Here is a 12,311-nt window from a genome sequence, read left to right as displayed (position 1 = left end):
GGCTCTGCCCCTCACCCTTACCCTCTCGCCGTGAACAACGGGGAGAGGGGGGCGTCGACGTCGCGACCGTCTTCCTTCTCCCCGTCATGACGGGGAGCCGGTGTCGGCAGGCGGATGTGGGGCGGTCCCTCCGCAGAAGTCGCTGCTGGGCTGAAAGCAGGCATGCTATTCTGCCTTCACCTCCATCATGCCGGTCGCCGTTCGTGCCGAATATTGCGGCCGGTACATGTCCTCGACATTGGCCGCCGGATGGGCATAGGTGCCGGGCGTCACGGCGCGCACGACATAGGCCAGCGTGAATTCCTGGTCCGAGCCTTCGCCGCTGTTCATGGCGGCGACGAAGCGATCGTTGCGGAATTCGAGATGGGCGGCTTCCGTCTGTTCCAGCCAGGAGAAGTTCGACAGGTTGGCGCTGTTGACCAGCCCCGGATTGTCGATCTCGAAGCCTGCCGGCAGCATGTCGGCCACCACCACGCGCGAGGGCCAGTCGTTGAGCTCGTTGATCTTGAGCACGACGACGAAGCGCTCGTTCTGCTTGACCTCGGTGACGTTGGCCTCGCTGCCGTCGAGCCGGTAGTAGGTGCGCTCGATGGTGAAGCCGTCGCCGCCGGCGGGCAGCGGCTGGGCTGGTGCGGCGACCGTCGTCACCACGGCCTGCAATGCGTCCTTGCCGGTGTTGGCGATGACGATCGGGTTGGTCAGAAGCTCGGCCCCGTCGACGCGCTCGGAATAGGCGCCGTTATGGGCCGTGCCGTTGACGTCGATCGAGATCGCCTCGTTGCCGGCTTTCAGCGCGCGTGCCGCAAGCAGCATCCAGGCATCATCCTGGGTGCTGGTCCAGCGTGCCGCGGCACGATCCGCCGCCACCATCTGGACCAGTGCCGGCACCACCGAAGGCAACGGCTTGCTTTCGGCGGCCAACGCCAGCATGGCGGCGCCGTCGCGCAGGCGTGAGCCATAGTCGGAGCGGTACCAGTCGTGTTCGGTGGTCGTCCTGGCGATCTGCAGCGCAGCGCCAAACAGGCTTTCCGAACGCTGGGCATCGCCGTAGAGCGCGAGGCTCGCGCCGAGCTGGGCCACTGCCATCGCGCTGGAGAAGGCCTCCAGCTTGGTGTCGGCGAAGTAGCGCAAATCGCCGACCGAGGCTTTCTTGTTTCGCGCCAGCACATAGAGCGCATAGGCGATCTCGGAGCCGCGGTCCTCGACGTCGACGTCATAGCCGATCGCGTTCTGCAGGTTGTTGAGCGCCTGCATCATCGCCTGCTGCGGCACGTCGAAATTCTTCTCGCGTGCCCGGGTCAGGAAGTCGGTGACATAGGCGTCGAGCCACAGATCGCCCGAACCCGGCCCCCACAGGCCGAAGCTGCCCGACGAGGACTGGTAGTTGAGCACGCGGTAGACCGCGCCCTGGATGCGCTCGCGCAGCTCGGGATCCTCGGCCATGCCGTTTTCGGCGCTGAGCTCGCTGACATAGAGCAGGGGCAGCGCCCGGCTCGTCGTCTGCTCGGCGCAACCATAGGGGTAGCGGTCGAGCGTCATCAAAAGCGACGGTACGTCGAAGGCAGAGGCCAGAGACACACCGACGCTGACATGGGCGTCGTCGAGCAGGCTAGCCGCCAGCAGTTCCTTGTCGACGCGCAGTGAGGTGGCGGGCTTGAGGTCGACGACCATACGAGTGGTCACCGGCAGCTGGCCCGGGCGCACCGGCAGCGACAGCTCCTGCTCGACCTCGAGGCCGTCGCCATTGGCGAGCTTGACGGTCAGCCCGGCGGTGCCGGCGGTGACAGGCATCAGCGGGATCCTGATCGTCTGGCGCTTGCCTGGTTCGAGCGTCAGCTTCTCGGGCAGGGCGGCGTCGCCGGTCGCAAGATCACCAGTCGTTGCGACCGACAGGCTGTAATCGCCCGCCGGCGCGTCGGTGTTGGCGATGTCGAGCGTCATTTCGGCGAAGTCGCTCGGTGCCATGAAGCGTGGCATGCCCGCCGTCAGCACGATCGGATCGCGCACGATGACGTCGCCGGTGGCGTGGCCGACAGCAGTTCTGGTCCAGGCCACGCTCATCACTCGCACCGTGCCGTTGAACTGCGGAATGTCGAAATCGACAGTCGTCTTGCCGTCGGCGTCGAGCTCGACGATACCTGAGAAGAAGGCGACGAGCTTTTCCTTGGGGGGGCTGCCTTGCGAGGTCAGTGCCGCACCGTCGCCGCCGGTGCGCAGCTTGCCCATTGCACCTAGCGAGCCGTCGATCAGGCGGCCATAGAGGTCACGCAGTTCAAGCCCCAGCATGCGCTGGCCGAAGTACCAGCCTTCCGGGTCCGGCGCCTTGTAGTTGGTCAGGTTGAGGATGCCGACATCGACGGCCGCGACCGTGACATAGGCCTTTTCGCCTGCTGCGGCGCCGGTCACCGAAACCGGGATCGACAGCGCCTTGCGCGGTTCGGTCTTCTCGGGCAGTGCAAGTGTAACGTTGAGTTTCTTGTCGGCAGGATCAACCGCCAGCCACTTCAGGCCGATGGCGCGGGCCGGCATGCGCGATTCCTGCGCGTCGCCGGGCCGGTAGAGCGTTGCGGTCACATAGGCGCCTGCGCCCCAGTCCTCGCCGACAGGGATGTCGACGGTACCGCCTTCCGCCGGGATCGAGGCGGTCACGGTCTTGAGCAGCTTTTCGGCGCCGATGGTCACTAGGAGCTCGCCGGCAAAGCGTGGCGAAACCTGCAGCTTGGCGACTTCACCAGCCACATACTTTTCTTTGTCGAGCGCGACCTCGAGGCCGTCGGGCGTCTCGGTCGAGGTCGCCGAGACATACCAGCCGGCGTCGAACTCATAGCTTGTCGCCGGGCCGGCCGGATCGGCCGTCTCGACTTCGAGGCGGTAGCGGCCCCAGTCTACGGGCAGCGAAACGGTTGCTTCGGCGCCAGCGGTGAGATCGACCTGGCCTGATGCCACCGACTTGGTGAAGGTCACCGGCTCGTAATTCCACGAATTGCCGGAGCGGTACCACTGGTAGTTCCGCTCGACCTTGACCAGCGACCACTGCGCGCCCTTGAGCTCGGTGCGCTTGCCGCCGGGTTCGGCGGCGATCAGGCTGAACTTGGCGGTGCCACCCTGCGGCACTTCCTCGCCTGAGAAGTCGGGCCGGATGCCGATCATCGTTGCCTGCGGACGGATGCCGATGTCGAGCTTTTCCTCGACGGCGCGTCCGCCCGTCTCGCGCATGCGCACGCTGAGTGCTGCATTGATCAGGCGCGTCGTCGACGGCAGTTGGTCGACGGAGATGGGGAAGGTCGCTTTGCCGTCATCGCCGACGACAGGCAGGTCGGCCAGCGGAATACGTGTAGCTTCGCCTTCCTGCTCGTCGGCGAGGCCGAAATAGTAGCCCTTGAAGCTGTCCCACTGGCGCTTGGTCGACAGTGTCAGCTCGCCTTCGAGTGCCAGGCCCGCAGCGGGTGCGCCATAGAGGAAGCGGCCGTCGACGGTGGCTTCGGCGGTTTCGCCAGCGGCGATCTCGTTACGGTCGGAAGTTAGAGTGAACTCGATGCGGTCGGGTACGAAATCCTCGACCAGGAACATCTGGCTCGACACCGCCGGCTGCTTCGGGTCGGTGTAGATGGCAAACGTCCAGGTGCCGCGCATGGCGGCTGACGACAGCGGCAGGTCGACGCTGTGGCCGCCTGAATTGCCGCCCTGGCTGACGACGCGCCGGTCCTCGACGCCGTCGGGGCGGGTGAAGATGAAGGTCAGCGGCAGGTTGTCGACGCCATTGGCAGCATTATCGCGGGCAAGGGCTGCCGCATGGACGGTTTCGCCGACGCGGTAGATGCCGCGCTCGGTCCAGGCATAAATGTCGAGCGCAGCCGGTGCGGCGCGTCCGGTGACGCCACGGTCGGACAGGTCGAAGCCTGCGCGGGTCATGTCGAGGAAGACGAAATCGGCGTCGCCTTGCCTCGCCATCAGCACAGCCGGCGCCAGGCCGCCATTGCCGCGGGTCAGGCCCGGATTGAAGGTGGCGCGGCCCTCGGCGTCGGTCTTGCCGGTGCCGAGGATTTCGTTATTGCGGGCAAGCAGCGTCAGTTCCGCGTCGGCGATAGGCTTGGCCGAGGCGAGCGAGCGGGCGAAGACGTTGAGCCCGTCCTGGCCGGTATAGGTCGAAAGCCCGATGTCGGAGACAACGAACCACTGCGTCGCCTTGGTCGCCCAGGTGTCGCTCTTGTCGTCGACAGGCTGGGCGGTCAGCACATAGACGCCGGGTTTGCGGTTGGGCAGTGCCTCGTCGACTGGGAAGGAGGTCGTCACTTCCTTGTTGAGCTCGTTTGTGATCGCCAACTGGCCTTCCCACACCGGCTCACCCATCTGGTCGGCGATCGAGGACAGGTCATAGCCGTCGAGCTGGCGCAGGAACTGATAGCCGGAAAGCAACTGCGCCAGCGAGCGGTCGCCGATGCGGGAGAGCTTCATGTCGGCAGCTTCCATGTTGACCGTCACGACGGGGATGCCCCGGCGGGCGGTCGACGGCAAAACGAAGCTGTCGCCGGTGAAGCGGGCAGACTGGCCGCGATCCTGGACATAGACAGAGAGCACGACGGGTGCTTCCAGCACCTCGCCGAGCGCTGCCGGCAGGCCGGAGCGGAAGGTCACGCGGTAGTGCTGGCCGTGCTGCAGACCCTCGACGCAGATCTGCTGGTCCTTGGCCTCGACGCTCTTCGGCGCCTGGTCGTCTATCGTGACGAAGGGGGCGTAGTCGACGCCCGTCTTGACCAGCGCCTCGGAAAACTGAGCGCAGACGCGCGGCGAGGTCGTGTCGGCGTCGATGGTGTGCTCGACGACGCGGAAGCCTTTTCGTGCCTTGAGGTCTTCATATTCGGCGCGGATGGAGGCCGAATTGTCGAGTGCGAGACTCGCTTCATAAGCCTGCAGCGAGGGTCGGAACATGTCGCGCTTGTCGAGGCCGCGCGCCAAAAACGCCAGTGTCTCGGCACGGTTGGTCGCGGAGCGCGACAAAAGATAGGCGTTGTAGGCGGTCGAGGTCGTGTCGCGCTGCAGCGACGCGGTCTCTTCGCCGTTGATCGGCGACACCATCGGCGTGGCGCGGGCGAGGCGCGTCCAGATCGCGGCGTCGTCGGGCAGGATGATCGCTGCAGCGCGGAACTTCTGCATCGCCGTGCGGCCGTCGCCGCCCAGGAGCGCCTGCTCGCCGGCATCGATCAGCGCGGCGAGGCCGAGCGCCGGATCGACCGTCGCATTGGTGGTCAGCGCACTGCGATACTGGCGCGCCTCGTCCACCATCGACGCCGGGAAGAACGTAAGTTCGGCCGGCGCGCCGATGTCAGGCTCGCCACTGACCGGCACGACCTTTCCGGCAACCGCGCCGGTGAACGACTTGATCGTGGCGAAGTCGGATTTCAGGAAGCACCATTTCGCCTTGGTGTTGTAGGTGAAAGCGCGGCAGGACTGGTCGCCCATGCACGAGGTCTGGCACTGGTCGAGGCTGACATTCTGCTCCGAGCGCAGGTCGAAACCGAAATAGTCGGAGTTGTCGGTCGTCACGACGCGCCGGGCTTCGACCGCCGCAGCCTCGAATGTGTTGGCCAGCCCGAATGCCATGGCCAAAACGAGAAGAACGAATACCGGAAAAGCCCGCAGCGCACGCATCGCCAATTCCCTCCACCACCCTGATCGTCGCTCTAGACGACATGTTAAGCTTGCCACAGTCCAGTCAATACTGCAGCTACGCAGGCACCGCCTGCTACGTTAATACTTGTCTTGGACGCCGTGCATGGTATTGCCCGCCCATGCGGTTCGCTCCGATGACAACACCCGAATCCCTGGCCCGGCTGTCGTTCATTTGCCCAATGAATTCTGACATATCGAATGTGGCTGCTTTACGAAATGCCAGAAACTTCATTCCAATTTTAGGATTGGAGGTTACGGTGCCTTGATGTTTGTGCGGCGTTTGCGTGGATTCGACAGACCAACGATCGCCCGTGCGCTTCCGCGCGCGGCGGTTGCAATGCTGTTGTCTTCAGGCATCCTGGCCGTGGAGACCCAGGGCGCCTCAGCCTTCGAAATCTTCGGAATCAAGCTGTGGGGCTCGTCGAAGGAAGACGACGCCGACGTTGTCGACCCGCTCGACTATGCCGTTACCTTCGAAGTCGACACCACTGACGATGACTTGAAGGAAGCGATCGAGAACGCCTCGCTGCTGAAGGGCGAGGAGGATCGGCCGGTCTCCGGCTCGCTCGGCCTGCTCGCCAAGGCGCGCAACGACCGCGAGCGCCTTGTCGCCGCACTGTTCTCCAAGGCGCACTATGATGGCGTCGTCACCATTTCCATCGCCGGCAAGAATCTCGACGACCTCGCTCCTGACGCCGTCTTCGACGGGCCACAGCCCGTCCCGGTCAGCATTACGGTCCAGCCCGGCTCGATGTTCACGCTCGGCGATATTGTGCTCAAGGGCGATGCCGCCAACATCAGGGGCGCCGATTTCGGCCTGATCGCGGGCGGCAATGCCGCCTCCGACGCCATCCTGAAGGCCGAGGCCGGCATCGTGCGCGCGCTGAAGGAAGAGGGCAGGCCGCTCGCCAAGGTGACCAGCCGGACCATCGTCGCGGATCACGCTACCACCACGCTCGACGTCACCCTCGACGTTGCCGCAGGCCCGATCGCCGGTTACGGCGCAACGACGGTCGAAGGCACCGAGGCGGTCGATCGCGACTTCACCGTTTACATGACGGGGCTGGAACCCGGCCGGAAATACTCGCCCAAGGAAATCGAGGAGGCACGCAACCGCCTCCTGGCGCTCGAAGTGTTCAGCTCGGTGTCGATCAATGAGGCGCTGGCGCTCGATCCGACCGGCAACATCCCGATGGACGTCCGCGTCAGCGAGCGCAAGATGCGTTACTTCGGGGCCGGCGCCACCTATTCCAACACCGAAGGTGCGGGGCTCGAAGGCTACTGGGGCCACCGCAACCTGTTCGGCCGTGCCGAAAAGCTGCGCATCAGCGGTTCGATCGGCCGCATCAGCGACACCACCGAACTCGGCAAGCTCAACTACAATGCCGGCATCATGTTCGAGAAGCCTGGCGTCATCGGGCCTGCCTCGAAGTTCTTCGCCAACCTCAAGGCGTCCTATGAGCACCCCGATGCCTATGACATCTTCTCGGTCAAGGGCAATGCTGGCGTCTCCTACGAGCTGACCAGGCAGCAGACCGTCTCGGCCTCGCTCGCTGTCGACTATTCCGACATCGAGGACGCACTCAATCCGGATGGCAAGCGCTACCTGCTGGTCTCGACACCGCTGCAATATGCCTTCGACAATCGCGACGACAAGCTCAACCCGACACGCGGTTTCCGCGCGCTCGCCTATGTCGAGCCGACCTATGACGCGCTGAACGGCAACGCCTTCGTCAAGCTGAAGGGCGAGGGCTCGGCCTATTACGGCCTTGGCGACCAGAACCGGTTCGTTCTCGCCGGCCGCGTCGCCATGGGTTCGATCCTCGGCGCTGGCCTCGACGACGTGCCGGCCGACCGGCGCTTCTATTCCGGCGGCGGCGGCTCGGTGCGCGGCTACGCCTACCAGGGCATCGGCCCGGAGATCAACGGCAAGCCGACGGGCGGCCTGTCCTATGCCGAGACCTCGGTCGAGATCCGCTACAATTACAACGACAAGATCGGCATCGTGCCGTTCATCGACGCCGGCACGGTTTCCGCCAGGCAGTTCCCCGATTTCGGAACCGTCAAGGTCGGCGCCGGCATCGGCGTCCGCTATCTCACGCCATTCGGCCCGCTGCGTGTCGACGTCGCCGTGCCGCTCAATCCGGGGCCGGGCGACCCCAGCTATGGCTTCTACGCCGGCGTCGGCCAGGCGTTCTGACCGCGATGGTTATGCTGAAGAAAATCCTGCGCATCCTCCGCACCGCGGTTCTTGTCGTGCTGGCCTTCGTCATTGGCGCCACCGCCGTCTTCACGCTGACCTCGAAGGGCCGCGAAAACCTCGCTGGGTTGATCTCCAGCGTCGCCTCGACGCCCGACCAAAAGATCAGGCTGAGCGGACTAAACGGCATCTGGTCGGGCAATCTCCGGCTCGACAACGTGGTCATCGAAGACGCCCAGGGCGCATGGCTCGCTCTGCGCGGCGTCTCTGTGGACTGGTCGCCGCTGGCGCTTCTGTCGCGCACCTTCCGCGCCGGCAGGATCGCCGCCGACCGCATCGAGCTTGCCCGCCTGCCGCAGGGCGGCACGAAGAAGGATAGCAGCGGTGGCGGCCTGTCGTTGCCGGTTTCCGTCGACATCAAGGCGATCGAGTTGCCCGAGATCGCGCTCGGCGAAGCGCTGGCTGGAACCGGCATCGCCGAGCTTGCCGCCAAGGGCATGCTGCGCGCCGACCGTTCGCCGCTGGGCATCGAGACCAAGCTCAACGTTTCGCGCAGCGACGGGAAGCAGGGCGTCGTCGACGCCGACATCGCCTTTGCGCCCGCCGACAACCGCATCGCGCTCAACATTCGCGCCTCTGAGCCCGCTGGCGGCATCATCGCCAATATCCTCAAGCTGCCCAACCAGCCGGCGGTCGAACTCGTCGTTGCGGGTGAGGGGCCTGCTGCCAACTGGAGCGGCAACGGCACCTTCGCCGTCGATGGCAAGGTCGTCACCCGGATTTCCGGCACCCATCAGCTGACCGACAACGGCAACGTCATTTCGGCCAAGGGCGACGGCGCCTTCGAGGATTTCCTGCCCGCAGCGCTCAAGCCGCTGCTCGCCGGCAACACCACTTTCGACGTCGCCGGCACGCGCACGACGACGGGCGGCCTCGACATCGAACGCGCCACCGTCGCCAGCAGCGCGCTGACGGCCACAGCAGCCGGTTCGCTCGATCCGGAAGGTGCCGCTGACCTGTCGCTCGACGTCAAGGCCAATGAGGGGCCGATCGTGCTCAGCCTCGGCAGCGATGCCCAGCCGGTCACGGTTGCCATCAACGCCGCCAGCCTGCGCGCCTTCGGCGACGGCAAGGAGCCGGGGGTCGATTTCAGCGCCTCGCTGCTGTCGGTCATCGCCGGCAATACCGAGCTGCGCGACATCGCCGCCTCCGCCCATTCCGAAGGCTTCGACATTGCCAACCGCAGCGGCCCGCTGTCGATCAAGCTCGGCGTCGCCGAACTCAAGACCGATGTCGCCACGCTTGCACCGTTGGTCGCCGGCCGTGTCGCGGTCGACATGGCGGGCTCCATCAGCAAGGATCAGGTCGCCGTCGACGAAGGCACGATCCGCAGCGACACGCTCAACGGCGCGCTGAACGCCAAGCTCAACCTGGCTGACCTGTCGCTCGAACTCGGCGTCAGGGCCGACGTAGCTTCCAGCGCGCTGCCGGCAGGCGTCCGTATTGCGCTCGCCGAGCGCACGCAGTTTTCGGCCACCGCGAGCCGCGATGCCGAAGGCAGCTTCGCCGCCAACGCCATCGAATTCACCTCGGGCGCGCTCACCGCCAGCGGCACGGCCCGCATGAAAGGTACCGATGTCGATGCCGACCTCAAGGGTTCCTTCGCCGACATCTCGCTTCTGTCCAAGGATGCCAAGGGTGCGGTGGATTTCGCCCTGACCGCCAAGGGCGCGCGCACCGCCCCCGACATCTCACTGACCGTCACCAGCGACCGCATCGAAGCGGCGGCGCGCGAAATCACCGGGCTCAGCCTGAAGGCAACAGGCAAGGTCGACCCGGCCAACCCGGCCGCCAATGTGGCACTTTCGGGCAACGTCGCCGGTCAACCACTCCAGGGCAGTGCCGTGCTCGCCACATCAGACGGCAAGCGCGAGATCAAGGGCCTGTCGCTGTCGCTGGGCGAGAACAAGCTGTCGGGCGACCTGGTCCTCGACCAGGATTTCGCGCCGCTCGGCACCGTCACCATCAACATGCCCGATATCGGCCCACTTGCAGCACTTGCGCTCGAAAAGGCCGAAGGCGATCTGCGCGGCAAGATCGACTTCACGCGTTCAGCCGATGTCCCGCAGGCGCGCCTTGAACTGGGCACCGCTTCGCTCAAGCGTGGCGATCTCGCCGCCAATGGCGTTTCCATCAACGCCGACATCCTCAACTACCTCAAGGCGCCGGCGATCTCTGGTACGATCAAGGCCAAGTCGGTGACCTCGGGCAAGACGGTCATTTCCGGCATCGATGTCGACCTCAAGCGTGATGGCGAATGGACAGGCTTCTCCGGTGGCGCCACCGTTGCCGACATTCCGGCCAAGGCCGCCGGTCGCGTCAAGCTCGCTGGCGGCACCACCACCATCGAGCTCGCCTCGGGCGAAGCCGTCATGCGTGGCATCAAGGCCGCCATCGCGCGGCCGACGACGGTTTCGATATCAGGCGGTACGACGAGCCTCGACAAGCTTGCGCTCAATCTCGGCGGCGGCACGGCGACTGTCTCCGGCACGGCGGGCTCGGCGCTCAACCTCAACGCCACGCTGGCCAATGTGCCGGCTTCGCTTGCCAATTCCTTTGCGTCTGGTCTTGGTGCCGCCGGTTCGATCTCGGGTACGGTCAAGGTCTCGGGCGCTGCCGCCAATCCGACAGTCGGCTACGACCTCAAGGTCGCGGGTGCCGCGACCGCACAGACAACGGGGGCCGGCTTCGGTGCCATGAACATCGGCTCGACCGGCACTTTCGCCGGTGGCAAGCTCACCTTCCAGTCGACGATCAGCGAAGGGTCGGGCCTCGCGATCAAGGGGGGCGGCAGTGTCGTCACCACTGCCAAGCCGGTGGCGCTCGACCTCAATTTCCAGGGGCCCGTGCCATTCCAGTTCCTTGGCCGCACGCTGGCCGCCCAGGGCATGGCGCTGAACGGTTCCGCCGACGTCAACGTCCAGGTGCGCGGCCCCGCCACGTCACCTGTCATCGGCGGCAGCATCCGCGCTTCCGGTGCGCGGCTTCTGATTGCCCAGTCGGGCATCGCCATCAACGACATCAATCTCGACATCGGCATTGCCGCCGGCGTTGCCCGCATCAACCGCCTGACCGGCGCGCTGTCGACGGGCGGCCAGCTCACCGCGAGCGGTACTGTCGGCACCAATGCGGCGCAGGGGTTCCCGGCCGACATCTCCATCAAGCTGACCGACGGTCGCTACACCGACGGCCGCGTCGTCACCGCCAATCTTGGCGGCGACATCGCGATCAAAGGACCGCTGGTTTCGGCGCCGGTGCTGTCGGGCACAATCAATCTGGCACGCACCGTCATCAGCATTCCGGAAAAGTTCCCCGGCGCGCTGACCGCCGTCGACGTCAAGCACAAAAACGCGCCCAAGGCGGTCGTCGCCCAGCAGGACGCGATGCGTCCGCCGGCGAAGGCCAGCGGCGGCAGCGGCGCGCTGATGCTCGACGTCACCGTCAACGCGCCCAACCAGATCTTTGTCCAGGGCCGTGGTCTTGACGCCGAGCTTGGCGGTTCTCTGCGTCTGTCGGGCTCGTCGGCATCGCCGCAGGCGGTGGGTGAGTTCACGCTGCGCCGTGGCCGCCTGTCCATTCTGGGCAAGCGACTCAACTTCACCCAGGGTTCGGTCGGTTTTTCGGGCTCACTCGTGCCGACGATCAACTTCGCCGCCGAGACGACAGCCGGCGACGCCACCGTCACCATCGGCATCTCGGGCGAGGCCAACAATCCGAAATTCGCCTTCTCCTCGGTGCCGGCTTTGCCGGAGGACGAAGTGCTGGCGCGGCTGATCTTCGGCCGTTCGATGTCCAACCTGTCGCCGCTGCAGATCGCCCAGCTTGCCGACGCCGCTGCCCAAATGGCCGGCATCGGTGGTTCCACGTCGCTGCTGTCGAGCCTGCGTGCGACGCTCGGCGTCGACGACCTCGACATCAAGACCAACGAGCAAGGTGATACTTCGGTTGCCGTCGGCAAGTATCTGAACGACCGTACCTATCTGTCGATCGAGGCCGGCGACCAGCCTGGCTCGGGCAAGGCGACGATCGACCTGAATGTCGGCCGCGGCGTCAAGCTGCGCGGCCAGGCGACGGACTCCGGCGAGGCCAAGGGCGGCATCTTCTACGAGAAGGAATACTGAGCGGGCTGCCGCTCGGGTAACCCCTGCACTGACATATCAGGCGATGTGTCGTGGCACTGCCGGCGATTGTCGGAACCCGGGCATATTAGCTTGGGGCGAAGATTCCGACGAATCCGCAACGCATTACCATTTTTGCGCCAACTCTGTCGCTATCACGCGAACTGCTCTCCGTTCAAAATTGCAGACTTACCTATGGGAACGATGACGTCCGACCGTTTTGACAACGGCAATCGGATGCGAAATGGTAACGTTACAGCTGC

Annotated in this window: 3 protein-coding genes; 2 read left to right on the top strand and 1 reads right to left on the bottom strand. The window is 65.3% G+C overall.

Translation table 11 applies throughout. The annotated features are described in order from the left end of the window. Positions 1-165 precede the first annotated feature (165 nt). Positions 166-5,601, bottom strand: a complete 5,436-nt coding sequence (locus Amn_RS18855; RefSeq protein WP_502874770.1) for an alpha-2-macroglobulin family protein — start codon at positions 5,599-5,601, stop codon at positions 166-168. A gap of 334 nt (positions 5,602-5,935) precedes the next feature. Between Amn_RS18855 and Amn_RS18850 the strand changes: the two genes are divergently transcribed. Next, positions 5,936-7,870 carry an autotransporter assembly complex protein TamA gene (locus Amn_RS18850; RefSeq protein ID WP_067960239.1) on the top strand — a complete coding sequence of 645 codons (1,935 nt, stop codon included), beginning with the start codon at positions 5,936-5,938 and terminating at the stop codon, positions 7,868-7,870. Positions 7,871-7,881: 11 nt separating this feature from the next. Next, positions 7,882-12,051 (top strand): translocation/assembly module TamB domain-containing protein, encoded by a 4,170-nt coding sequence (locus Amn_RS18845; protein ID WP_353622409.1) that lies wholly within the window; start codon positions 7,882-7,884, stop codon positions 12,049-12,051. Positions 12,052-12,311 lie beyond the last annotated feature (260 nt).

Source organism: Aminobacter sp. Y103A (assembly GCF_030294925.1).
In the GTDB taxonomy this organism is placed as follows: domain Bacteria; phylum Pseudomonadota; class Alphaproteobacteria; order Rhizobiales; family Rhizobiaceae; genus Aminobacter; species Aminobacter ciceronei.
This window is presented reverse-complemented; position numbering and strand designations above follow the sequence as displayed.

What these genes read in the sequence shown, in the direction of transcription:
- Amn_RS18855 (WP_502874770.1), bottom strand. Translation starts at nt 5,601, where the DNA reads ATGGCATTCGGGCTGGCCAACACATTCGAGGCTGCGGCGGTCGAAGCC.
- Amn_RS18850 (WP_067960239.1), top strand. Translation starts at nt 5,936, where the DNA reads ATGTTTGTGCGGCGTTTGCGTGGATTCGACAGACCAACGATCGCCCGT.
- Amn_RS18845 (WP_353622409.1), top strand. Translation starts at nt 7,882, where the DNA reads ATGCTGAAGAAAATCCTGCGCATCCTCCGCACCGCGGTTCTTGTCGTG.